This window comes from Burkholderia sp. BCC1998, assembly GCF_905339875.1.
Lineage (GTDB): Bacteria > Pseudomonadota > Gammaproteobacteria > Burkholderiales > Burkholderiaceae > Burkholderia.
On sequence record NZ_CAJPHE010000001.1, the window covers coordinates 226,779 to 249,473 of the forward strand.

20 protein-coding genes and 1 pseudogene are annotated in these 22,695 nt (G+C 63.8%); 9 read left to right on the forward strand and 12 right to left on the reverse strand.

Going from position 1 to position 22,695, the window contains the following annotated elements:
- The first annotated feature begins 246 nt into the window (after positions 1-246).
- Together dnaJ and U5A56_RS01025 are read left to right on the forward strand one after the other, a co-directional pair.
- Entirely contained in the window at positions 247-1,383 is a 1,137-nt protein-coding gene (gene dnaJ / locus U5A56_RS01020) for a molecular chaperone DnaJ (RefSeq protein WP_044844050.1), read from the forward strand.
- A 4-nt stretch (positions 1,384-1,387) separates the two neighbouring features.
- Positions 1,388-3,325 (forward strand): bifunctional anthranilate synthase component I family protein/class IV aminotransferase, encoded by a 1,938-nt coding sequence (locus U5A56_RS01025; protein WP_321920719.1) that lies wholly within the window; start codon positions 1,388-1,390, stop codon positions 3,323-3,325.
- Between the two features lie 7 nt (positions 3,326-3,332).
- Here U5A56_RS01025 and U5A56_RS01030 read toward each other — a convergent pair whose 3' ends face one another.
- The 7 genes from U5A56_RS01030 to hda all read right to left on the reverse strand — a co-directional run bounded on the left by U5A56_RS01030 (position 3,333) and on the right by hda (position 9,056).
- Positions 3,333-3,785 carry an STY0301 family protein gene (locus U5A56_RS01030; RefSeq protein WP_321819949.1) on the reverse strand — a complete coding sequence of 151 codons (453 nt, stop codon included), beginning with the start codon at positions 3,783-3,785 and terminating at the stop codon, positions 3,333-3,335.
- Between the two features lie 186 nt (positions 3,786-3,971).
- The gene (gene panB / locus U5A56_RS01035) at positions 3,972-4,787 is read right to left on the reverse strand and encodes a 3-methyl-2-oxobutanoate hydroxymethyltransferase (protein ID WP_321920720.1); all 816 of its coding nucleotides are present in this window, start codon (positions 4,785-4,787) and stop codon (positions 3,972-3,974) included.
- Between the two features lie 43 nt (positions 4,788-4,830).
- A complete protein-coding gene (locus U5A56_RS01040; RefSeq protein ID WP_321920721.1) occupies positions 4,831-5,517 on the reverse strand; it encodes a deoxynucleoside kinase in 687 nt (228 codons plus the stop codon).
- Positions 5,514-6,056, reverse strand: coding sequence for a 2-amino-4-hydroxy-6-hydroxymethyldihydropteridine diphosphokinase (gene folK, locus U5A56_RS01045; protein WP_044844054.1), 543 nt, complete (start codon positions 6,054-6,056; stop codon positions 5,514-5,516). Before folK ends, U5A56_RS01040 begins: the two co-directional genes overlap by 4 nt.
- 35 nt (positions 6,057-6,091) lie before the next feature.
- Positions 6,092-7,627, reverse strand: a complete 1,536-nt coding sequence (gene pcnB / locus U5A56_RS01050) for a polynucleotide adenylyltransferase PcnB (protein ID WP_044844055.1) — start codon at positions 7,625-7,627, stop codon at positions 6,092-6,094.
- A gap of 5 nt (positions 7,628-7,632) precedes the next feature.
- Positions 7,633-8,310, reverse strand: coding sequence for an HAD family hydrolase (locus U5A56_RS01055; RefSeq protein WP_044844056.1), 678 nt, complete (start codon positions 8,308-8,310; stop codon positions 7,633-7,635).
- Between the two features lie 11 nt (positions 8,311-8,321).
- Positions 8,322-9,056, reverse strand: a complete 735-nt coding sequence (gene hda / locus U5A56_RS01060) for a DnaA regulatory inactivator Hda (protein ID WP_044844057.1) — start codon at positions 9,054-9,056, stop codon at positions 8,322-8,324.
- 247 nt (positions 9,057-9,303) lie between these two features.
- Between hda and purM the strand changes: the two genes are divergently transcribed.
- Both purM and U5A56_RS01070 read left to right on the forward strand, forming a co-directional pair.
- The gene (gene purM / locus U5A56_RS01065) at positions 9,304-10,359 is read left to right on the forward strand and encodes a phosphoribosylformylglycinamidine cyclo-ligase (protein ID WP_014897998.1); all 1,056 of its coding nucleotides are present in this window, start codon (positions 9,304-9,306) and stop codon (positions 10,357-10,359) included.
- Between the two features lie 110 nt (positions 10,360-10,469).
- A complete protein-coding gene (locus tag U5A56_RS01070; RefSeq protein WP_321920722.1) occupies positions 10,470-10,865 on the forward strand; it encodes an SgcJ/EcaC family oxidoreductase in 396 nt (131 codons plus the stop codon).
- Between the two features lie 234 nt (positions 10,866-11,099).
- Here the strand turns inward: U5A56_RS01070 and U5A56_RS01075 are convergent, their stop codons facing one another.
- The 3 genes from U5A56_RS01075 to mutL form a co-directional block, all read right to left on the reverse strand.
- Positions 11,100-12,170 carry a hypothetical protein gene (locus U5A56_RS01075; protein ID WP_321920723.1) on the reverse strand — a complete coding sequence of 357 codons (1,071 nt, stop codon included), beginning with the start codon at positions 12,168-12,170 and terminating at the stop codon, positions 11,100-11,102.
- A gap of 323 nt (positions 12,171-12,493) precedes the next feature.
- A complete protein-coding gene (miaA, locus tag U5A56_RS01080) occupies positions 12,494-13,468 on the reverse strand; it encodes a tRNA (adenosine(37)-N6)-dimethylallyltransferase MiaA (protein ID WP_321920724.1) in 975 nt (324 codons plus the stop codon).
- Complete coding sequence (gene mutL, locus U5A56_RS01085) at positions 13,465-15,459, reverse strand: DNA mismatch repair endonuclease MutL (protein ID WP_321920725.1); 1,995 nt, start codon at positions 15,457-15,459, stop codon at positions 13,465-13,467. Before mutL ends, miaA begins: the two co-directional genes overlap by 4 nt.
- A gap of 171 nt (positions 15,460-15,630) precedes the next feature.
- On the opposite strand from mutL, the gene U5A56_RS01090 reads away from it, so the two are divergent.
- Positions 15,631-16,314 carry a DedA family protein gene (locus tag U5A56_RS01090; RefSeq protein ID WP_321920726.1) on the forward strand — a complete coding sequence of 228 codons (684 nt, stop codon included), beginning with the start codon at positions 15,631-15,633 and terminating at the stop codon, positions 16,312-16,314.
- Between the two features lie 76 nt (positions 16,315-16,390).
- Here the strand turns inward: U5A56_RS01090 and U5A56_RS01095 are convergent.
- Positions 16,391-16,504: pseudogene (locus U5A56_RS01095) on the reverse strand (IS3 family transposase); the annotation flags it as partial.
- A gap of 536 nt (positions 16,505-17,040) precedes the next feature.
- On the opposite strand from U5A56_RS01095, the gene U5A56_RS01100 reads away from it, so the two are divergent.
- The gene (locus U5A56_RS01100) at positions 17,041-18,807 is read left to right on the forward strand and encodes a right-handed parallel beta-helix repeat-containing protein (RefSeq protein ID WP_321920727.1); all 1,767 of its coding nucleotides are present in this window, start codon (positions 17,041-17,043) and stop codon (positions 18,805-18,807) included.
- A 178-nt stretch (positions 18,808-18,985) separates the two neighbouring features.
- Here U5A56_RS01100 and U5A56_RS01105 read toward each other — a convergent pair whose 3' ends face one another.
- On the reverse strand, positions 18,986-19,798 hold the full coding sequence (locus U5A56_RS01105; RefSeq protein ID WP_321920728.1) for a mechanosensitive ion channel family protein: 813 nt from the start codon (positions 19,796-19,798) through the stop codon (positions 18,986-18,988).
- Between the two features lie 332 nt (positions 19,799-20,130).
- Here U5A56_RS01105 and U5A56_RS01110 point away from each other — a divergent pair, with 332 nt between their 5' ends.
- The 3 genes from U5A56_RS01110 to U5A56_RS01120 are packed head-to-tail and all read left to right on the forward strand — an operon-like array spanning position 20,131 to position 22,692.
- Positions 20,131-20,934: an ABC transporter permease gene (locus tag U5A56_RS01110; protein WP_321920729.1), complete on the forward strand. Its 804-nt coding sequence runs from the start codon at positions 20,131-20,133 to the stop codon at positions 20,932-20,934.
- Positions 20,931-21,593, forward strand: a complete 663-nt coding sequence (locus tag U5A56_RS01115) for an ABC transporter ATP-binding protein (RefSeq protein ID WP_124604848.1) — start codon at positions 20,931-20,933, stop codon at positions 21,591-21,593. The genes U5A56_RS01110 and U5A56_RS01115 overlap by 4 nt, the downstream gene beginning before the upstream one ends.
- Positions 21,586-22,692 (forward strand): lipopolysaccharide biosynthesis protein, encoded by a 1,107-nt coding sequence (locus U5A56_RS01120; protein ID WP_321920730.1) that lies wholly within the window; start codon positions 21,586-21,588, stop codon positions 22,690-22,692. The genes U5A56_RS01115 and U5A56_RS01120 overlap by 8 nt, the downstream gene beginning before the upstream one ends.
- Positions 22,693-22,695 lie beyond the last annotated feature (3 nt).

Genomic DNA, 22,695 nt, shown 5'->3' on the forward strand with positions numbered 1-22,695 from the left:
CGTACGCCGCGCGTGGAAACGCGCGCGGCGCGGTTGACCAACGACTGAAAGCGGTCTGTCTTTCCTTCCGGATGGCCGGATCGACTCCACGCCTGGCGGGCTTCGCGGCCCTCCGGGCACATTTGTTTTTTGGCGGGTGCTGCGCGAGCCGTCCGCGGACGGCGCAGCGCCAGACGAGTCGAGAGACTTTACTGCGGGCGAAAGGAGCCGCCGCGTGCGTGACGCGCGACGGCACAGTGAATCGATATGGCGAAACGGGATTACTACGAGGTTCTGGGCGTCGCGAAGAACGCGAGCGACGACGAAATCAAGAAGGCGTATCGCAAGCTTGCGATGAAGTATCACCCTGACCGCAATCCGGACAACAAGGATGCGGAAGAGCATTTCAAGGAGGCGAAGGAAGCCTATGAAATGCTGTCGGACGACCAGAAGCGCGCGGCGTACGACCAGTACGGCCACGCGGGCGTCGATCCGAACATGGGCGGTGCGGGCGCACAGGGTTTCGGCGGCTTCGCGGATGCGTTCGGCGACATCTTCGGCGACATCTTCGGCCAGGCCGCGGGCGGTGCCGCGCGCGGCGGCCGCGGCGGTCCGCAGGTGTATCGCGGCGCCGACCTGCGCTACAGCATGGAAATCACGCTCGAGCAGGCCGCGCACGGCTACGACACGCAGATCCGCGTGCCGAGCTGGGTATCGTGCGAAGTCTGTCACGGGTCGGGCGCGAAGCCCGGCACGAAGCCGGAAACCTGCCCGACCTGTCACGGCCAGGGCACGGTGCGCATGTCGCAGGGCTTCTTCAGCATCCAGCAGACCTGCCCGAAGTGCCACGGCACCGGCACCTACATCCCGGAACCGTGCGTGCACTGCCACGGCTCGGGCAAGGTGAAGGAAACCAAGACGCTCGAAGTGAAGATCCCGGCCGGCATCGACGACGGGATGCGGATCCGCTCCGCCGGCAACGGCGAGCCGGGTATCAACGGCGGGCCGCCGGGCGACCTGTACGTCGAGATCCACATCAAGCCGCACTCGGTGTTCGAGCGCGACGGCGACGATCTCCACTGCCAGATGCCGATCCCGTTCACGACCGCCGCACTGGGCGGCGAGATCGAGGTGCCGACACTGGCCGGCCGTGCGTCGTTCCCGGTGCCGGAAGGCACGCAGTCGGGCAAGACGTTCCGCCTGCGCGGCAAGGGGATCAAGGGTCTGCGTTCGAGCATCGCGGGCGATCTGTACGTACACGTGCAGGTCGAGACGCCCGTGAAGCTGACCGACCAGCAGCGCGACCTGCTCAAGCAGTTCGAGAAGTCGCTGGCCGAGGGCGGTGCGCGTCACAGCCCGCAGAGCAAGAGCTGGTTCGACCGGGTGAAGAGCTTCTTCGAGTAACGGCATGACTGAAGGCAACGAGAGCGCGTCGTTCGCGCTCTTGGACGATTGCGACTCGACCGCGTCCGCGCGGTCGAGTCGTTTGTATTCCGGTTTCGTGCGCGAACGCGTGTGCACGGATCCGGCACGGCTCGACGAAGTCGATGCGGCGGTGGCGCAGGATCTGCGCGACGGGCTGCATGCGATCGTCGTCGGCGACTACGAATTCGGGCGCAATCTGGACAGAGCGCAGCCGGGCCATGCCCCGCTGCGCTTTTTGCTGTATGCGCGCTGCGAGCGCCTGTCGCGCGACGAAGTCGATGCGTGGCTCGCGCAGCAGGACGGCGGCGGCCCGCCGTCGATCGCGGGCGTCGCGCACGTCGCGAAGAGTGTGTCGCGCGACGCGTTCGACGCGGCGATCGCCGCGGTGCACGACGCGCTGCGGGCGGGCGATTCGTATCAGATCAACTACACGTACCGGTTGAATTTCGACATGTTCGGCACGCCGCTCGCGCTGTACCGGCGGCTGCGCGCGCGTCAGCCCGTGCGTTACGGCGCGCTGATCGCGCTGCCCGACGGCGCGTGGGTCGTGTCGTGCTCGCCGGAGCTGTTCGTCGAGAAGCACGGCGACGTGCTGCGCGCGCGGCCGATGAAGGGCACCGCGCCGCGCTCGGCCGATCCGCGCGACGATGCGGCGGCTGCCGCGTTCCTCGCGAACGATCCGAAGAACCGCGCGGAAAACGTGATGATCGTCGACCTGCTGCGCAACGACGTGTCGCGGATCGCGCGCACGGGCACGGTCAAGGTGCCGGCGCTGTTCTCGGTCGAGCCGTATGCGTCGGTGTGGCAGATGACGTCGACGGTCGAGGCCGGCTGGCGCGACGGCACCACGTTCGCGCAGATGCTGCGTGCGCTGTTTCCGTGCGGATCGATCACCGGTGCGCCGAAGCACAAGACGATGGAACTGATCGACGCGATCGAGTCGACGCCGCGCGGGCTCTATACGGGCGCGATCGGCTGGCTCGATGCACCGAAGGAAGGCCTTTCGGCAGGCGCTGCGGTGCCCGACGGCGTGGCCGGCTGCGGCGATTTCTGCCTGTCGGTCGCGATCCGGACGCTGACGCTCGATGCGATCGCCGTCGATGCGGCCGCAACGATCGGCTCGCGCGACGCGGCAACGGCCGCTAGCGGCCGGCGGCGCGGCAGGATGGGTGTCGGCGCGGGCATCGTGCTCGACAGCGTCGCCGCCGACGAATATGCGGAGTGCGAATTGAAAGCGCGATTCCTGACCGATGCCGATCCCGGCTTCCAGTTGTTCGAAACCACGGCCGCGACACGTGCGGACGGCATCCGGCATCTCGAGCGCCATCTCGCGCGGCTGCAGCGCAGCGCGGATGCGTTCGGCTTCCGCCTCGACGCCGACGCGTTGCGCCGCGAGATCGACGCGCGTTGCGCGGCGCTCGACGGCGACGGCCCGTACCGGATGAAGCTCGCACTCGCGAAGGACGGCACGGTCGACATCACGGCCGCGGCGCTGAAGCCGCTGCCCGCGGGGCCGGTCGGCGTGATGCTCGCGTCCGCGCACGGCTTCGCGCCGACCCGCACGGACGACGCGCTGCTGCTGCACAAGACGACGCGCCGCGCCGAGTACGACCGTGCGTGGCAGGCGGCGGAAGCGCTCGGCGGCTTCGACATGCTGTTCGTGAACGAGCGCGGCGAGGTGACCGAAGGTGGGCGGTCGAATGTGTTCGTGAAGCGTGATGGCGTGTGGTTGACGCCGCCGTTGTCGTGCGGCGTGCTGCCGGGCGTGATGCGCGGTGTGCTGCTCGAGGATCCGGCGCTAGGCGCAAAAGAGCGCGTGCTGACGCTCGACGATGTGCTGAACGCGGACGAGTTGATGATCTGCAATGCGTTGCGCGGGTCGGTCGCGGCGCGGCTGATTCAAGGCAGCGCACCGGCCTGAACGCGGATTACTTCCCCGGCGTGCATTGCCAGCTTTGTACGATGGCGTGCCCACGCCTGTAACGCGCGACGCAAGTCTGCGCCTGTCTGCCGAGCGGTCGTGCGATCACGACGCTCGTATTCCCGTAGTCGCATGAGACCCAGTAATCCTCACGGTTTTCAGCGAGCGACCAGGTATAGACGTCGCTTTTGGGTTCGGAGCGCGAGCGGTTCGGCAGCAAGGACATCATCCGGTCCGGCGGCCCTGACCAGAAGGTGACGCTGGCAAGCGGGTAGGTGCTTTGCGTGTCGAAGCTTTTCCAGCCATCGGGTGGTTGACCGTCGAGCCGCTGGGTAACGGCAACGCGTGCGGGGCAGTCTTCGGTCGCAGCGGACGCGGGTAATGCGACGAGCGGACTGCATGCGAGCGCGGCGATGGCGAGCAGCCGATGTTCAGCCGCCTTTTCATACACATGCGCCATCTTTTCCACTCCTTCGCTTGACGAAGGTCTGATGGTCGCAGCGACGAAGGTGTGCAGGAATAGGACGAGTTTGAAAGTACGTATTGTCCGCAATGCAGTACGAGAAACGGCGCACCGCATCGCGGCCACGTCAGCGAGTGTGCCGCAGCAAGCGCCGACCGCGCGCCACGGCACGCCCGTCCCGCGTCAGAACGAGTGTTCCGGGCCCGGGAACGTGCGGTCCTTCACCGCGCTCACATACGCCTCGACGGCCGCCTGGATGTTCGGCTGGCCCTGCATGAAATCCTTCACGAAACGCGGCCGCTTGCCGGGGAAGATGCCGAGCATGTCGTGCAGTACCAGCACCTGACCCGAGCAATCGAGGCCCGCACCGATGCCGATCGTCGGGATCTGCAGCATGTGCGTGACTTCGGACGCGACGAGCGTCGGCACCGCCTCGAGCACCACGAGTTGCGCGCCCGCATCTTCGATCGCACGCGCATCGCGCAGCAGCTGCGCGGCGCCGGCTTCCGTTCGGCCCTGCACCTTGAAGCCGCCGAACGCATGCACCGACTGCGGCGTGAGGCCGAGGTGCGCGCACACCGGCACCGAGCGTTCGACGAGGAAGCGGATCGTGTCGGCGAGCCATTCGCCGCCTTCGAGCTTCACCATCTGCGCGCCGGCGCGCATCAGCGTGACCGCGTTCGCGAACGCCTCGGCCGGCGTGCCGTACGTGCCGAACGGCAGATCGGCGACGACGAGCGCGCGCGGCTGCACGCGCGCGACGCATGCGGTGTGGTACGCGATGTCGTCGAGCGACACCGGGAGCGTGGTCGTGTGGCCCTGCAGCACGTTGCCGAGCGAATCGCCGATCAGCAGCACGTCGGTGCCGGCGCGATCGAGCAGCGCGGAAAAGCTCGCGTCGTAGCAGGTGAGCATCGCGATCTTCTCGTCGGCTTCGCGCATTGCCTGCAGCTTCGGCACCGTGACGGCAGGCCGGCTCGATTCCTGGAGATAGGTCATGGGAAATCCGGTTCGATGGGGAGGAACGACAGGCGAGGACGCGTCAGCGCGTCGTCTCGCCCTTGACGAAGAATTCCTTGCGGCCGCGCATCGAGTCGATGCGCTCGATCAGCAGCGCGAGGTCTTCGGGGGAATCCAGCGGGTTCAGGTGTTCGGCTGCGACCGTCAGCACCGGCGTGCGGTCGTAGTGATAGAAGAATTCGTTGTATGCATCGACGAGCGAGCGCAGGTACGCGTCGCTGATCTGCAGCTCCATCGGCAGCCCGCGCTTCTGGATGCGCGAGAACAGCACCTCGGGGCTCGCCTGCAGGTAGACGACGAGATCGGGCGCGGGTGCCTGCGGCACGTCGAGGTGCGTCGCGATCGACCGGTACAGCTGCCATTCGTCTTCCGGCAGGTTCAGCCGCGCGAAGATGTCGTTCTTCTGCGGCATGAAATCGGCGACGACGGGCCGGCCTGTATCGAGCGCGCCGATCAGTTCGCGCGCCTGCTGCGCGCGCTGCAGCGCGAACGACAGCTGCGCGGGCAGCGCATAGCGCGCGGTGTCGCGATAGAAGCGTTCGAGGAACGGGTTGTCCTGCGGTCGTTCGAGCAGCGCCTGCATCGACCAGCGCTCGGCGAAGAGGCGCGCGAGCGTCGTCTTGCCGACGCCGATCGGGCCTTCGATCACGAGGTAGCGATGCGGGGCGCGCAGGTCGGGCGCGGTGACGGTCAGCGGAGTGGTGTTCATCGGCAGGGGTTCTTGTCGGCGTCAGCGCCGGCGGCAAGGGCCTTCTGCATCAGGCATTGGCAGGTCTGCACCTTCTCGACGCGCTGATCGGCGACGGCGGCGAGGAACGCATCGGCGCGGCCGCGCGCGGGGATGTCGAGCGCCGGTTCGATTTCGACGAGCGGCACGAGCGCGAATGCGCGATCGGTGAGGCGCGGATGCGGGACGATCAGGTCGGGTTCGTCGATCGAATCGGAGCCGAACAGCAGGATGTCGAGGTCGAGCGTGCGCGGCGCGTTGCGATACGGGCGCTCGCGCCCGAAGTGATGTTCGATCTTCTGGCAGAGCGCGAGCAGCTCCCGGGCCGACAGCGTCGTGTCGAGCTTGACGACGCAGTTGTAGTAATCGTCGCCGCCCGCTTCGAAGGGCGCCGTGCGATACAGGCTCGATTTGCCGAGGATCGAGATGGTGCGCTGCTGCGCGAGGCACACCACCGCGTCCTTCAGGGTCTGGCGCGCATCGCCGAGATTCGCCCCCAGTCCGATATATGCAACCGTCATGGCTTCACTTCCTACGTCGTTCGCCGGCGAGCGCGTCAGTCGTCGGAACCGCCCGCGGTGTCCGGCGCCTGCTCGGCGGCGCCTTCGCCCGGCTTGCGGTTTCGCGCACCGCCGCGGCGGCGCCGCTTGCGGGGCGATTTTTCCTTCGAGCCGCCCTGCGTGAGGAGTGCCTCACGGGCGGCCGCGTCGCCTTCGATGAAATCCGTCCACCACTGTCCGACTTCCGCATCGAGCTCGCCGGATTCGCAGCGTAACAGGAGGAAATCATACCCCGCTCTAAACCTTTGGTGTTCCAGCAGCCGCATCGCGCTGCGGCCCGAGCGTTTTTCGAGGCGCAGTTGCAGGCCCCAGATCTCGCGCATGTCGGCCGAGTAGCGCTTGTGGATCGCGAGCTTCTCGGTCTGCATGTCGAGCACGTCGTCCATCGCGCGATGGAGCGCCGGCACCGGGATTTCGCCCTCCGCCGTGTATTGCTCGAAGCGCTGGCGCATGTCGTGCCACAGCAGCGTCGCGAACAGGAAGCCCGGCGACACCGGCTTGCCGGCGCGCACGCGCGCGTCGGTGTTGTTCAGCGCGAGCGTGATGAACTTCTCGCCCTGCGGCTGCTCGAGCACGACGTCGAGCAGCGGCAGCAGCCCGTGGTGCAGGCCTTCCTTGCGCAGCTGCTGCAGGCACGCGAGCGCATGGCCCGACAGCAGCAGCTTCAGCATTTCGTCGAACAGGCGCGCGGCCGGCACGTTGTTGATCAGGTCGGCGAGCGCGTTGATCGGCTCGCGCGTGTGCGGCTCGATCTCGAAGCCGAGCTTCGCCGCGAAGCGCACGACGCGCAGCATCCGCACCGGATCCTCGCGGAAGCGCGTGGCCGGGTCGCCGATCATCCGCAACAGGCGGGCGCGCATGTCGGCCATCCCGTCGTGGTAGTCGAGCACCGTCTGCGTCGACGGGTCGTAGTACATCGCGTTGATCGTGAAGTCGCGGCGCGCGGCGTCTTCGTGCTGTTCGCCCCACACGTTGTCGCGCAGCACGCGGCCGCTCGCGTCCACCGCGTGCGTGCGGCGATCGAGCTCGTCGCGCTTCAGGCGCTTCGGCGGCTCGGCCGCGGCGGCTTCGGGCGGCGCGTCGACCAGCGCGCGGAACGTCGACACCTCGATCAGTTCCTGGCCGAACTGCACGTGGACGATCTGGAAGCGGCGGCCGATCAGGCGCGCGCGGCGGAACAGGCGCTGCACCTCGGTCGGCGTCGCGTCGGTCGCGACGTCGAAGTCCTTCGGCGCGATGCCGAGCAGCAGGTCGCGTACGGCACCGCCGACGATGAACGCGCGAAAGCCCGCCTGCTGCAGTGTGTCGGTCACGCGCACGGCGTTTCGCGAGATCAGCGACGGATCGATCTGGTGCACGCTGGCCGGCACGACGGTCGGCTCGTGGTTGCTGCGCGCCTTCTTGGCGCCGCCGCCGCGGCTCCCCTTCGCGGGGCGCGGGGCAGGGGCCGTTTCGACGGCGGGCGCCTCGACGGGCGACGTGTGTTCGGCGCCGTCCTGGCCGAGCAGCTTGCGAATGAATTTTTTGATCACGACGTTCAGAAGAGATCGAGGATGCGCCAGCCGCGGTCGCTTGCATGCGCACGCAGCGTGTCGTCGGGGTTGGTCGCGATCGGGTCGGTGACTTTCTCGAGCAACGGGATGTCGTTGTGCGAGTCGCTGTAGAAGTAGCTGTGTTCGAAGTCGTCCCAGTGCTTGCCGAGCGACGCGAGCCACGCTTCGGTGCGCACGATCTTGCCTTCGCGATAGCTCGGCGTGCCGGTCGGCCGGCCCGTGTACGGCGAGTCGGGATGGCCGTCGGTCGTTTCGACCTCGCACGCGATCAGCGTGTCGACGCCGAACGCGGTCGCGATCGGACGCGTGATGAATTCGTTGGTCGCGGTCACGACGCAGCACAGGTCGCCGGCATCGAGGTGCTTGCGCACGAGTTCGAGCGCGGCGGGCGTCATCGCGGGGCGGATCACCTCGTGCATGTACTGCTCGTGCCATTCGGCCAGCTGCGCGCGCGAATACTTCGCGAGCGGCGTGAGCATCGCGCACAGGTACGCATGGATGTCGAGCTTGCCGGCCTTGTAGTCGGCGAAGAACTGATCGTTCTGACGCGAGAAGCTTTCCGCGTCGACGATGCCGAGCTTCACCATGAAGCGGCCCCATTCGTGGTCGCTATCGGTCGGGATCAGCGTGTGATCGAGGTCAAAGAGTGCCAGATTAGTCATGGAAGCGCATTTTACTCGAAGCGGTTCGGGCCTGTGCCCGGTGGTGCGATGTCGTCGCCGGGGCGGGCCAGCATCCGGCGCAGCAGCGGCAGCGTGACGGCGCGTTTCTGCTCGAGCGAGAAGCGGTCGAGCGCGTCGAGCAGCGCCATCAGGCTCGGCATGTCGCGGCGGAAATGGGTGAGCAGGTAAGCGGCGATGTCGTCGGTGAGCGCGATCCCGCGCTCCTTCGCCGCGAGCTTCAGTACGGCGATCTTGCCGGCGTCGGACGGCGGCGACAGGTGGAACACGAGCCCCCAGCCGAGGCGCGTGCGCAGATCCTCGCGCACGTCGAGCGCGAGCGGCGCCGCGGGGCCCGCCGCGACGAACGCGCTCGACGGGTGCGCGCGGACCTCGTTGAACAGGTTGAACAGCGCGACCTGCTGCGTGTCGCTCATCTTGTCGCAGTCGTCGATCGCGTAGATGCCGATGCGCGGGTCGAACGTGAACGCGCCGAGCGGGCTTTGCGGCGTCAGGTAGCGCGCGTAGCCGTACGACGCGTCGCTCACGAGCGCCTGCAGCAGGTGGGTGCGGCCGCTGCCGGGCTCGCCCCAGATGTAGAACGACCGGTCCGGCACGGGCCCCGCCGCGAGCGCGAGGTCGAGCTTCTGGAGCCGCGAGATGAGCTCGTCGTTCTCCTCATTCATGATGAAGTTGTCGAACGTGGCGGGCGGCGGCGTGCCGAGATCGAGCGTCAGTTGACGGGACACAACAGTCACAATGCAGGTCGGTTGATGAAACGCGTGCCGTACGCCGGGCACGCGCGGGGGGCTGCTCCGGTGCCTGAACACGCGGCCGCACGCACGGCGGCGCGCGGTTTCCGGCGCGGCTCGCGGGGCGATGAAAACGGGGACGTGTCGACCAAGATGCAATCCCTGACGATTCGGTGCTGGGAATTCCGGCCAACGGGCCGGCTTCGGGTAAAATCGCATTTTACCGACCTTCTCGCATTCCCCCATGAATCCTCCGAAATCCGCTCCCGACGCCCAAGGTCTGTCCTACCGCGACGCAGGCGTCGACATCGACGCGGGCGACGCGCTCATCGACAAGATCAAGCCTTTTGCGAAGAAAACCCTGCGCGACGGCGTGCTCGGCGGCATCGGCGGGTTCGGCGCGCTGTTCGAAGTGCCGAAGAAGTACCAGGAGCCCGTGCTCGTGTCGGGCACCGACGGCGTCGGCACCAAGCTCAAGCTGGCGTTTCATCTGAACAAACACGACACCGTCGGCCAGGATCTGGTGGCGATGAGCGTGAACGACATCCTCGTGCAGGGCGCCGAGCCGCTGTTCTTCCTCGATTACTTCGCGTGCGGCAAGCTCGACGTCGACACGGCCGCAACCGTCGTCAAGGGCATCGCGCATGGTTGCGAACTGTCGGGCTGCGCGCTGATCGGCGGTGAAACGGCCGAAATGCCGGGCATGTACCCGGACGGCGAATACGACCTGGCCGGTTTCGCGGTCGGCGCGGTCGAGAAGAGCAAGATCATCGACGGCAGCACGATCGCCGAAGGCGACGTGGTGCTCGGCCTCGCGTCGAGCGGCATCCACTCGAACGGCTTCTCGCTCGTGCGCAAGATCATCGAGCGCGCGAACCCCGACCTGTCGGCCGATTTCCACGGCCGCTCGCTGGCCGACACGCTGATGGCGCCGACGCGCATCTACGTGAAGCCGCTGCTCGCGCTGATGCAGAAGCTGTCGGTGAAGGGCATGGCCCACATCACCGGCGGCGGCCTCGTCGAGAACATTCCGCGCGTGCTGCGCGAAGGCCTCACGGCCGAGCTCGACCAGAACGCGTGGCCGCTGCCGCCGCTGTTCAAGTGGCTGCAGGAGCACGGCGGCGTCGCCGACGCGGAAATGCACCGCGTGTTCAACTGCGGGATCGGGATGGCCGTGATCGTCTCGGCAGCCGATGCCGACGCGGCGATCGCCGACCTGACGGCCGCCGGCGAACAGGTGTGGAAGATCGGCACCGTGCGTGCGAGCCGCGAAGGCGAGGCGCAGACGGTCGTGGTCTGACGCAGCGCACGCAGGATGCAGCAAGGAAAGCCGCCCGGAGTCGATCCGGGCGGCTTTTTTTCTGGCGTGGCCGTTGGCGTTTTGGCGGGCGGCCCGAAAGAGGAACGACGATGACCGAAGACGAACGTGCGATTCGCGATCTGGTGGAAACCTGGTTCCTGTCTAGCCGGCGCGGCGATCTGGCGACCGTGCTCGACCTGATCGCCGACGACGCAATCTTCATGGTGGCCGGCCAGCCGCCGTTCGACAAGGCCGCGTTCGCGGCTGCGTCGCGCGACGCGAACGCGGCGACGGGCAACGGGCCGAAAGTCGACAGCCGTTACCGGATCGACGAACTGCGCGTGATGGGTGACTGGGCCTACATGCGCAATTTCATCGAGATCGACGTGACGCCCCCGGACGGCGACGCGGTGCGCCGCTCCGGCCATACGCTGACGATCTTCCGCAAATCGGAGGGCCGCTGGCAGCTCGCGCGCGACGCGAATCTCGTGACGGGGAGCGCGTGAACTACTCGGCGGTACGGCTTGTATGCTACCCGGCAGTAGTCACGGCGGCTGGCCACACCCCGGTCGACATGTGGTGTGGTGTATTCACGGTTATATTGGGCGACACCTGCGCAGTCCGGCGGCCAACCAGATCGGCACCCCCCAGTTACGCATCTTCGTGAAACGCGGGGCATGGCAGGGGCTAGGCAGGCTCCGGTCAATCTCCGTGCATCGCGCACGACTGAATCCATGTAACTATGCCGACGGGAAGCATTTGGCTACAATCTCCGGAATCATCGATTCGGGCTCGGCAATATGACCGCGCGGGTCGCTATAAAAATACGCCAAATCTCCGCCGCTCTCAGACCAGCCTTCTGCTACTTGACCGCCAATGCCTTCCCAGTAGGGCTTCGAGTGAACATCAAAATGGTGGGTGTCCAGGATGTTCTGAATCAAAACGCTTTTAAATTTCCTTCCGTTATTTTTTAACTCGAGGGCGTTGATTCTTTCCTTGTATTGGATCTGTATTTCTTCATCCGAGATTTTTGGGAATACAATCGATTTGACCAGATCGACTTGCTTGGTATTGAAAAAGCGAAGCGGCTCGATTTGTGGGTTTATTGCAACTGCGGTCGAGTTTTCAATTCTGGCGGCAATTGACAATGCGGAAAAGCCGCCGGCAGAGGACCCCCAAATAACAATATTCTTGTTGGGAATGCCCACTGATCGGGCGTAATCGGTGATGAATCGTGCGATGTCGCCAGTCAGGTCGGACGAAGCAGATCCCAAGCACCAGCCTAGTTCAAGTTGGTCATGCAGCGCAAGAGTCGGATCGGAGATGCAAAGTACCTTGCCAGGGAACAGTCCTTGGGCTGCCCAAGTGAAGCGGGTAAAGATCGGGAGTTGGTGTGTAACCCGATCGACTGCCGATGGCGTGAGAACGAACAGTTTGTTTTCCGTGCTTGGGTAATACAGCATCGGAACTTCCCAATTATCGCTCATGAAAACAAAGGCTGATTTCAAATCTTTGCCTTGTACGTCTCCGTCCGTCACGATATCGGGATTAAGGAATACCGGTCGTGAGGTTTTCATAACCGCAGTTCCATCGCTGGCGCGTATGAAGCATGTGGCTCGGTAATAGCCAGGTTCACCGTTTGTTTTGAAGCTGAATTCCGGGCTGTCGTTGTACCACTCTACGTGGATCCGGTCGCCGTCCTTGTGCAGGTAGTATGCAAATTTAATATCTTCTTTATCGCCGCTTTCGTGTGTGACTTTGAAGGTTACAACGTCTGAGTCAAAGCGGATGTCAATTTTTTCTATGTTCATTTGTTTGGTCGGATCCAAGGCGCGAGGCGTCTATGGATTTCTCGGTGGTGTTTGAAATGTGCGCCCGATACCTTACGATTCTATTTCTTTCTCGTCTGGGTGGCCAGCGCATTTTGCCTGCGGCGGGTTTGTCATTTGCAGGATCGGGCTTCGCGCGCCACCGAGCGATAGCACGTGGCCGCGCATGACGAGTAACGCGACCATACTACGGCGCAGTTCTTTCACTGATCCTGTGAAATGGCGAGAGAGGGGCGAACAGCCAAGGCCTTAACCCGCAGAAATCAGGCAATAACGGATCAGTCGATGCCTATATTGCGGGTCCGTCAAGTTGCTGCGACGCCGTCGAGCACGCGCTCCAGCGCGTCGACCGCCTGCGTGGTGGAGTCAGGCGCGACGCAGTCGACGACGATCCGCTCCGGCATCGCACGCAGCCATGTCAGCTGGCGCTTGCAGAGCTGGCGTGTCGCGAAGATGCCCTTGTCGCGCATCGTCCGGTAGTCGGTGATGCCGTCGAGGAACTCCCATGCTTGCCGGTAGCCGACACAGCGCATCGACGGCAGGCCGAGATGCAGATCATCGCGGCGACGCAGCCGCTCGACTTCGTCGATGAGGCCCGCGTCGAGCATCGCGTCGAAGCGTTGCTCGATCCGTGCGTGCAGCACTGCGCGGTTGGACGGCTCGAGCGCGACCGGCACGAAGCGGTAGCGGGCCGCTTCGTCGTCCGCGCGTGGTGGCGCGGCGAGCAGTGCCGACATCGGCCGGCCGCTCAGCATGAAGATCTCGAGCGCGCGCTGGATGCGCTGCGAATCGTTCGGCGCGAGGCGCGCGGCCGTTTCCGGGTCCACTTGCGCGAGCCGCGCGTGGAGTGCCGGCCAGCCGTCGCGGGCGGCGTCGGCGTCGAGTTCCGCGCGCACGGCCGGGTCGGCGGTCGGCAAATCGTTCAGCCCCTGCGTCAACGCCTTGTAATACAACATCGTGCCGCCCGCCAGCAGCGGCGTGTGGCCACGCGCGGCGATCTCGCCGATCAGGCGCAGCGCGTCCGCGCGGAATTCGGCGGCTGAATACGCGTCGGCCGGGTCGATGACGTCGATCAGGTGGTGCGGCACGCGCGCCCGCTCGTCGCGGGTCGGTTTCGCGGTGCCGATGTCCATGTCGCGGTAGACGAGCGCCGAATCGACGCTGACGATCTCGATCGGCCGGCGCGTCGCGAGTGCCAGCGCGGCGGCCGTCTTGCCGGAGGCGGTGGGGCCGAGCAGGCAGGCGATCGTCGTCGGGCGGGAGGAAGGAAAGACGCTCATTGGCCGCGCATGAACAAACGGTCGAGATCGTTCAGCGTGAGCTGATACCACGTCGGTCGGCCGTGATTGCACTGGTCGGCGCGTTCGGTCGCTTCCATCTGGCGCAGCAGCGCGTTCATCTCGTCGAGCGTCAGGCGCCGGTTCGCGCGCACCGCGTGGTGACACGCAAGCGTGCCGAGCAGCTCGTGCTGGCGTTCGGTGAGCACGCGCGAACCGCCGAACGCGTGCAGGTCGGCGAGCACCGCGCGCGCGAGCGACTGCAGGTCCGCGTCCTTCAGCAGCGCGGGCACCGCGCGGATCGCGAGCGACGTCGGCGACAGCACCGCGAGGTCGAAGCCGAGCGATTCGAGCGTGTCGCGTTCTTCCTCGACCGTGCCGATCTCGACCGGCGTCGCCGTCATCGAGATCGGCAGCAGCAGCGACTGCACGGCGACCGTGCGGTCGGCGAGCGCGTTCTTGAACTGTTCGTACAGGATCCGTTCGTGCGCCGCGTGCATGTCGACGATCACGAGGCCGTGCGCGTTCTGCGCGAGCACGTAGATCCCGTGGATCTGGCCGAGCGCGAAGCCGAGCGGCTGCTCGTCGTGCGCGGCGGCGGCGAGCGGCGATGCGACGAAGCCCGACAGCGGCCCGGCCTGCGCAGCCGCTGCATCGGCCGCGTCGCGCGCGACGATCGTCGTGCCGTCCGGCGTGCCCGCACCCGTGTCCTTGCGGCCGAACAGCGCGTCGTAGAGCGCGAGCGGCTGCGCGACCGGCAGCGTGCCCTGCGTCATGCGCGCCTGGCGCATCCACGTGTTGCCCGACGACGACGAGGACGACGGCGACGAGAAGCCGCTGCCGCCCGCGCCGGTGGCAGCGCCCTGGCCGAGCGGCGTATTCAGGAACGACGCGGGGCCGCTCGGCGCCGGTGAGAGTTGTGCGGCATGGCCCCCCGCTGTAGTTTCCGGCGACGCGCCTGCATGGCGCGCGAGCGCGCGCTGCACCGCGTGGAAGACGTACTGGTGGATCGAGCGCGAATCGCGGAACCGCACCTCGATCTTCGACGGGTGCACGTTCACGTCGACGGCTTCGGGCGGCAGATCGAGGAACAGCACGTACGACGGGTAACGGTCGCCGTGGAGGACATCCTCGTACGCCGCGCGCACCGCGTGCGTGAGCAGCTTGTCGCGCACGAAGCGGCCGTTGACGAAGAAGTATTGCTGGTCGGCGCGGCCGCGGCTCGCGGTCGGCAGGCCCGCGCAGCCGTAGACGGCGAGCGGCCCGGCCTGCTCGTCGAGCGGCAGGTGTGCGGTCGCGAAGCCGTCGCCGAGGATCTTCGCGACGCGCTGTGCGGGTTCGGTCGCGTTCCAGTGCTCGACGGCCTTGCCGTTGTGCAGCACCGAGATCGCGACGTCCGGCCGCGCGAGCGCCGCGCGGCGGATCATTTCGAGGCAGTGGCCGAACTCGGTCTGCTCGCTTTTCAGGAATTTGCGGCGCGCGGGCGTGTTGAAGTACAGCTCGCGCACCTCGATCGTCGTGCCGACCGCGCCGGCGGCCGGCGACAGCGCGCCCGTGGTCGCGTCGATCTTCGTCGCATGCGCGACCTCGGCCGTGCGGCTCGTGATCGACATCTCGGCGACCGACGCGATCGACGCGAGCGCTTCGCCACGGAAACCCAGCGTCGCGACCGCCTCGAGCTCCTCGAGCGAGCGGATCTTGCTCGTCGCGTGACGCATCAGCGCGAGCGGCAGTTCGTCGGGCGGAATCCCGCAGCCGTCGTCGGTGATCGAGATGCGCTTGACCCCGCCTTCCTCGAGCACGATGCGCAGCGTCGTTGCGCCGGCGTCCATCGCGTTCTCGAGCAACTCCTTGACGACCGACGCCGGGCGTTCGACCACCTCGCCGGCGGCGATCTGGCTGATCAGCTGGTCGGGCAGGGGCTGGATCGCGCGCAGCGGGCGCGCGGCGGGCGTGGGCACGGCGCCTGCGGCCGTTTCGGTGATTTCGGACATGGCCGAATTATAGCGAGGCGGCGGCGGATGCCGTGGCCGGGGCCGCTTACGTTTTTTTCACGGAGCCTTAAGGTAGTTTCGGTATGATGACTGCGTTCCGCGCACCGCCTTGTCCGGCGGGCACTTCCGCTTTTCGGCCGCTCCGGCCCTTTCGCCTTCGAGGAATCGCATTTGGATACGCTGCTTCATTTCGTCAACCTGGTCCTGCATATCGACGCGTTCCTCGGCGACTTCATCCGGCAGTACGGTGCGTGGGTGTATCTGGTGCTGTTCCTGATCGTGTTCTGCGAGACGGGGCTCGTCGTGTTGCCGTTCCTGCCGGGCGATTCGCTGCTGTTCATCGGCGGCGCGTTCGCGGCGACGGGCGACATGAACGTCGGCGGGTTGATCGTGCTGCTGCTGGTCGCGGCGATTGCCGGCAATACCGTGAACTACCTGATCGGCCGCTGGGTCGGGCCGAAGGTGTTCAATACGCATATCCCGGTGCTCGAGCGCTTCCTCGATCGCGCGGCGCTGCAGAAGACCCACTCGTTCTACGACAAGCACGGCGGCAAGACGATCGTGCTCGCGCGCTTCATCCCGGTCGTGCGCACGTTCGCACCGTTCGTCGCCGGCGCGTCGTCGATGAGCGTCGCGCGCTTCCAGCTGTTCAACGTGGTCGGCGCGTTGCTCTGGGTGCTGCTGCTGGTGCTGCTCGGTTATTTCTTCGGCAACATCCCGTTCATTCGGCAATACCTGAATGTGATCGTGCTGGCCGGGATCGGCGCGGCCGTCGTGCCGGTCGCGATAGGCGCGCTGTGGAAGCTCGTGCGCGGTCGTCATTCGAACGATACACAGAAGACGGGCGGGCGTTGATACCAGCCGGTTGTCAGAAGCAATAAAAAGCGCGGCCGGTTCATGACCTGACCCCTGAAAATTGGACAATTGAAGATCAGGCGCCCGAGGGCTGAGTTCCGTACTGCACGGGACTCAGCCCTTTCAGTTTGTGCTTGATGTACACGCGGTTGTAGTAACGGATGTAGCGAACCAACGTGTCGCGCAAGTGTTCGATGCCAGAAACGCTTTGCCGTTTAGTGGATATGACCGGCTTTCGTGGATTCGATCTATCCTGTAATGGAGGTGTTGCGGATCGTGTCCAAATATCGACCGCCCTACGCACCGAAGTATCGGCAACAGATTGTTGATCGGCCAGGGAATTCGACCCGAGCATGCGCAATTTGCGGTTGAGTCACCCACGCCGAATACGGCGCGACGGAAAAGCATTCGGCGGAACGCGCAGCGTTGCCGCGCCGGCGCTGCGAGAATCGCCAGGTCACGCTTGAATGCGAGTTATTGTCAAAAGCCAAGGCCGGGTTCGCGAAGGTGACCGGAATGGTGTCCGACAAGGGTTCACGTTCATGAAAGCGATTCAGGCCATCTGGCCTATTGCAACGATGGCGCTTTGCTGAAGGGTTCTTCAACGTGTCACTTGCTTCCATTTCTCTATGGCTTCGTTAACGAAACCGCCGTGCCAAACGCGACTGGGCACGGTGCAATACCGGTCGGCACGAATGCCGCGATCAATCCGAAAACGGTGAAAGCATGAATGAAATGAGGCGTAGTGTTCTCGCACGACTCGCGGGTGTGGCGCTCGGCGGGACAACGTTGGCTGGATTCAAGGGCGCTCTGGCTGACGAGATGTCTGCGAATGTGCTCAAGACAATCCCCGGCACCGGAACCAGCATCAAGCAATTCGGTGCGACCGGCAACGGTGTGAGTGACGATACGGCGGCATTTCAGGCGGCGGCGAACGCAGGTGGGCGTTTCGTTGTTCCGCCTGGGACCTATGTAGTAAGCCACGTCAGCATGACGAAGTCGGCACATTTTGTTTGCGCGCCGGGCTCCATGTTCAAGCGGAAGGCTGGTACGGATGCGCAGTCGGGCAGCTATTGGTCAGCCGGTGCGGCCATGTTCGAGGTCGATGCGCCGGGGTTGACGATCGGATTTACCGGCAATCCGGTCTATGACGGGAACAGGGAAAATCAGGTTCAAGTCGAGCCGACCGGTTTCTTTCTGAAAACTCATCCGTCGGCAGTTATTACCGGCGCTCCGACGAACATCATCCTGGAAAACGCGGTATTCAGGAACGGTACCAGTGGATACCTGGTGTTTCGTGGCGACAATGTCCAGACGCGCTACGAAACACACGTCTATCTGCGAAATCCGAGCTTCTCTGACACGATGATCGGCAAAGGCAAGGGCGATCCGTCTACGCCGACGGCCCTCGGCTATGCGCCGACCTACGTACTGGTCATGGATTACGTGCACTTCAACGCACGCGATTTCCATGCGGAATGGACCACGTCGCTGACGACCGGACAATATGCAGCGACTGCCTTGGTTGGCACGTTTTACGGCAGCGATTACAGGAAATCAGGCCAGCCTCGCGTCGCGTTGTATGGAAAAACAACCCTTCGCGGCGTCGGGCGATCGCCTGCTTACTACGACGACCGCGACATGCAAAACAACGGCATTGGCGCGATCGACATGTACGGCAAGTGCTATTCGCTATTCGTGGAGGACATTTACGCCGTCGGAACGAGATTCGCAGCAGTACGAGCGAAAGCGTCAATCTCGCGCTTTTCCGTGGCGAACGCTCAATTTCAGGATTGTTGGCGTGGAATCGAGGTGGGTGCATCGAGCACGGGGCCGGCTGTTGCAGATGTTGTGCTGGGCAATATTCGTTTCAGCGGCGGGTCAGTACCTGCGGTCGACATAACCGGGACATCGGCAGGAGACGCCAACGTGAAATGCATGATCAATAGCCTGTATGTTGACGGAGTATTGACCAATTCCGAACGGGCACCGGATGCCGCGGTGTTGAGGTCCTACTACGTCGACCGGTTCACCGCAAAGTCCGTGACCCTGCTCGGCGCAGCGCCGCAACGCGGCATCTCCCTTGACGATGTCGGACGATCGGTGCTTCAAAACATTCGAATTGACAAGACGGGCCAGGAAGGCATCTACATCAGTGGTGGAACCGCGCATCTGGTCAGCGGATTCGACATCAGAAACACCGGTGGTGCCGGTATTACGATCGCAAACAATCCGTCGGTCGTTACGGTGCGCGATGGCAAAACTTTCAATACGGTCGACTACGGTGTATTTGGAAACAACAGAACCACACATCTCACAGTGGAGTCCGTAAATGTCGACAGGGTAGGCGGAGTGAGCCGTGGCTTCTACGCAGGCGGTGGCGACGCGACATTCAACAACAGCACGGCAGCGAACGTGGCCACGCCGCTGATGGTGGAGCGCGGCGCGAACAAGCACGAAGTGAAAAACTCATGGAACGCACCGGCTGATTGACGGACGGGGGCGCCGGTCCTTCATCCGGCTTGCGGGTAATGGGCGTCGTGTTTGTGCGATGCCAATGCCGCCGCACCCAATTCTCGCTACGCCATACCCCCGAAGTTGGATCGGCATCCGACTTCGGGGGTATTTCATTCATTGTGCCGCACTTTTTTGTCTGATGAAGGGGTGCGCCTCAGGCGTTACGGTGCGAAATCGGCGTTTCCGGCGTCGGGTACTGCGCGTCGCGGAACGTGTCGAGGATCACGTGGTTGGTGTCGCAGTACACCTGCCAGTAGTTCGCCGGCTGCGTGGACGGACGCACGAACAGCAGCGGGCCTTCCGGCGTGAACTGCAGCACGCCGACGTCCGGAGCCGGCGTGGTCAGCACGTTCGGGATCTTCTGCACCGCTTCCTTCAGGCGATTGATCGCGTCGACCGCATCTACGCCGTTCGCGATCTTCGCGGTCAGGTCGACGCGGCGGTAAGACGTCGCGCTGTAGTTCGCAATGTTGTCCGAGAAGATCTTGTTGTTACCGACGATCGTCACGATGTTGTCGGCGGTGATGATCGTCGTGCCGAACAGGCCCAGTTCTTTCACCGTGCCGGTGACGCCGCCCGCGTTGATCACGTCACCGATCTTGAATGGCCGCAGCACCTGCATGAATACGCCGGCCGCGAAATGCGCGAGCAGGCCGCCCCAGGCCGTGCCGATCGCGAGGCCGAGGCCGGCGAGAAGGGCGGCGAACGATGTGGTCTGAACACCGAAGATCTGCAGGATCGCGAGAATCAGCAGGATCGTGAGCAGCACGCTGACGACGGAGGTCAGGTAATCGGTGAGGGTTGGGTCGACCTTGCCGCTGCGGCGCACGACCTTGCCGAGCAGGCGGGTAGCGATGCGGATCGCCCAGCGGCCGACGAACCACAACGCGATCGCGGCGAGGAGGTTCAGGCCGAAGTCGAGGCCGCGTGTCATCAGGAATTGCTGGGCGGTTTCAAGGTTCAGCATGGGGGCTCCCGGGTGACGTGAATCTGGCAGTTTAAGGGGGGAAACTAGTCTGATTATTACCGTATTTTACAGGGCATCGGGGGATAACTTCCGAATCTGCATTACGTGACGGAGAAAAGGTAGTTTTTACTGCCATACGGAGATGCGGCGCGGAATGGAAAGCATGTAGAAAATCGTTAACAGAGTTAAAAGTAAGGAAGTTTTCTTGCATGTAAGCTGGTACAATGCGGCGCCTCGGTAGTTTGAGGTGATTTAAAAAATTCAGGAGCGTGGGGCAAAAAAATTCCGCCGCGCACGGGGCGCAAACGATAAAAGAAGGACCGGGGTTGGGTATGGTAGAGTCGCCAAACGGAGATTCCAGGCTGGGTGAAGCCTTTGCTATTCAGCGGAGAGTCGTTTATGCATTGTTTTTGCGCGAACTGAAGACCCGGTTCGGCAAGCATCGGCTCGGCTATCTGTGGGTGTTTCTCGAGCCTGTCGTTCACATGCTCGTGTTGTTCGCTATCCTGGGGCTGATTGCGAAACATACAATGCCCGGTATCTCGTTTCCCGTATTTCTCATCTGCGGCCTGGTGCCGTACTTCATGTTCATCAACATCGCGCTACGCTCGTTGAACGCGCTGGAGGCCAACCTTGGACTGCTGAGCTATCGTCCGGTGCACCCGCTGGACACATTGATTGCGCGTGCGGGTCTCGAATGCATTATCAGTGCTGTTGTCCTGGTTGTATTGCTGGTTATTCTCGGTCTTGGCGGGCAGCCGGTTCAATTGGGTGATATTCCGGAACTTGCCGGAATTTGGGCGGTACTTGTGCTGTTCGGGCTGGGTATCGGCATCATCTTCATGGTTATCGGTCATGAACTCCCGGTCGTCGAGAAGGTCATCCCGTTGTTCATGCGTCCCCTTTATTTTGCGAGTGCGGTGATGTATCCGCTGACGACCATTCCGGCGGAATACCGCGGTTGGGTGTTGTGGAATCCTCTCGTTCATCTTCTCGAGTTGCTGCGGCATACGATCGTACCGGCATACGCGGTCGAAAACGTCGGTCTTGCATACCCGGCGTTCTGTGCACTTGTCGTTATGTTCGCCGGCATGGCCCTGTACAAGGCGCGTGAACCTTCCCTGCTGCGATCATGATTCGACTCGAGAATCTCACGAAATCGTATAAAACCCCGTCGGGTCGACATTACGTGTTCAAGGACGTCAATGTCGAAGTGCCATCGGGGAAGAGTATTGGTTTGATCGGGCGTAACGGCGCTGGCAAGAGCACGCTGCTCAGCATCATTGGCGGTATCGATCGGCCCGATCGCGGCCGGGTGGTGACGAACCGGCGCATTTCGTGGCCGGTTGGTCTCGCGAACGGGTTTCAAAGCAGCATGACGGGGCGCGAGAACGTCAAGTTCGTCGCGCGCCTGTACGCGAGCAAGGGCGAGCTGGCGGAAAAGGTGCAGTTTGTCGCGGACTTCTGCGAACTCGGCAAGTTCTTCGACATGCCGATCCGCAGCTACTCCACAGGCATGCGAGCGCGATTGGGCTTTGGGCTGTCGATGGCGTTCGACTTCGATTACTACGTGATTGACGAGGTGACGGCGGTCGGCGACGCCGTCTTTAGAAAAAAAAGCGAGGCGTTGATGATGGCCAGGCGCGCCGTCAGCCAGTTCATTTTTGTGTCGCACGGCCTCGACGAGGTGAGTCGGGTCTGCGATGTCGGATTGCTGATCGGCAACGGGAAAGTCACGTACTACCCCGACGTGAATGAGGCAATCGAAGTTTACAAGCAAGAAAACAATGTCTGATTGGTTGGGGAAGCTGCGGGGGCATCGGCTGCAGGTGGCGCTTGTCGCGGTACCGCTTGTCGTTTGCGGGTTGTATCTGGGGCTGGTTTCACGGGATCGCTACGTGAGTGAATCGCAGGTGCTCGTCAAGGACTCCGGGCGCTCCGTCGGGACGGGGCTGAATATCCAGGCGTTGCTTGGCGGAGGGGGCGATGCATCGTCACGCGACGACGCGGTCGTGCTCAAGCAGTACATCGAATCGCCCGACATGTTGGCGAAAGTGGATGCGCGGCTGCACCTGAAGGACGCGTTTGGCCATGTCGGGCTCGACTTGCTCAACCGGCTCTCGCCGCGCGCCACGCGAGAGGAAGCGCTGAAGTACTACCTGCGGCGTGTCAGCGTTGACGTAGACGACAAGACGGGGCTTTTGACGATTCGGACGCAAGGGTTGTCGCCGGCTTTTGCGCAGACGTTCAATCGGACGTTGCTGAGCGAAAGCGAGAACTTCCTGAACGAGTTGTCGCATCGCATTTCCCGCAATGACATGCTGTTTGCGCGTGAGGAAGTCGATCGCTCGTATGACGAAGTCAAGACGGCACGCGATGCGGTGATCGCATTCGAAAACAAGACCGGCATGCTGGACCCGACGGCGAGTGCCGAAGCCGGGGGGCGCATGGTGGTCGAGATGCAGACGAAGCAGGCCGAACTCGAAGCGGAGTTGCGCAACCTGCAGACGTACATGAATGACGATGCGCCGCCGGTCGTAGCCAAGCGTAACGCTCTATCGGCGCTGGTCGCGCAGATTGCCGTCGAGAGGGCCAAGCTCAGTGCACCAGGCGACGGCAAGATGAACCGTACGGCGGCGCAGTACGCGGAACTCAAGTCCCGACTCCAGTTCGCGACCGATCTGTACAAAGTATCGCTGTCGACTTTCGAAAAGGCCCGGATCGAATCGGGGCACAAGGCAAAGAGCCTGTCCGTGATCGTGACGCCCAGCCTGCCGGAAGAGGCCGAGTACCCGCGCAGGCTTCACGTCATGATGTCCCTAGTTGTTGGACTGTTGCTGCTGTTCGGTGTTGTGAGACTGGCGCAAGCGATTATCGAAGATCACCGGACGTGAAAC

What these genes read in the sequence shown, in the direction of transcription:
- dnaJ (WP_044844050.1), top strand. Translation starts at nt 247, where the DNA reads ATGGCGAAACGGGATTACTACGAGGTTCTGGGCGTCGCGAAGAACGCG.
- U5A56_RS01025 (WP_321920719.1), top strand. Translation starts at nt 1,388, where the DNA reads ATGACTGAAGGCAACGAGAGCGCGTCGTTCGCGCTCTTGGACGATTGC.
- U5A56_RS01030 (WP_321819949.1), bottom strand. Translation starts at nt 3,785, where the DNA reads ATGGCGCATGTGTATGAAAAGGCGGCTGAACATCGGCTGCTCGCCATC.
- panB (WP_321920720.1), bottom strand. Translation starts at nt 4,787, where the DNA reads ATGACCTATCTCCAGGAATCGAGCCGGCCTGCCGTCACGGTGCCGAAG.
- U5A56_RS01040 (WP_321920721.1), bottom strand. Translation starts at nt 5,517, where the DNA reads ATGAACACCACTCCGCTGACCGTCACCGCGCCCGACCTGCGCGCCCCG.
- folK (WP_044844054.1), bottom strand. Translation starts at nt 6,056, where the DNA reads ATGACGGTTGCATATATCGGACTGGGGGCGAATCTCGGCGATGCGCGC.
- U5A56_RS01055 (WP_044844056.1), bottom strand. Translation starts at nt 8,310, where the DNA reads ATGACTAATCTGGCACTCTTTGACCTCGATCACACGCTGATCCCGACC.
- purM (WP_014897998.1), top strand. Translation starts at nt 9,304, where the DNA reads ATGAATCCTCCGAAATCCGCTCCCGACGCCCAAGGTCTGTCCTACCGC.
- U5A56_RS01070 (WP_321920722.1), top strand. Translation starts at nt 10,470, where the DNA reads ATGACCGAAGACGAACGTGCGATTCGCGATCTGGTGGAAACCTGGTTC.
- U5A56_RS01075 (WP_321920723.1), bottom strand. Translation starts at nt 12,170, where the DNA reads ATGAACATAGAAAAAATTGACATCCGCTTTGACTCAGACGTTGTAACC.
- miaA (WP_321920724.1), bottom strand. Translation starts at nt 13,468, where the DNA reads ATGAGCGTCTTTCCTTCCTCCCGCCCGACGACGATCGCCTGCCTGCTC.
- mutL (WP_321920725.1), bottom strand. Translation starts at nt 15,459, where the DNA reads ATGTCCGAAATCACCGAAACGGCCGCAGGCGCCGTGCCCACGCCCGCC.
- U5A56_RS01100 (WP_321920727.1), top strand. Translation starts at nt 17,041, where the DNA reads ATGAATGAAATGAGGCGTAGTGTTCTCGCACGACTCGCGGGTGTGGCG.
- U5A56_RS01105 (WP_321920728.1), bottom strand. Translation starts at nt 19,798, where the DNA reads ATGCTGAACCTTGAAACCGCCCAGCAATTCCTGATGACACGCGGCCTC.
- U5A56_RS01110 (WP_321920729.1), top strand. Translation starts at nt 20,131, where the DNA reads ATGGTAGAGTCGCCAAACGGAGATTCCAGGCTGGGTGAAGCCTTTGCT.
- U5A56_RS01115 (WP_124604848.1), top strand. Translation starts at nt 20,931, where the DNA reads ATGATTCGACTCGAGAATCTCACGAAATCGTATAAAACCCCGTCGGGT.
- U5A56_RS01120 (WP_321920730.1), top strand. Translation starts at nt 21,586, where the DNA reads ATGTCTGATTGGTTGGGGAAGCTGCGGGGGCATCGGCTGCAGGTGGCG.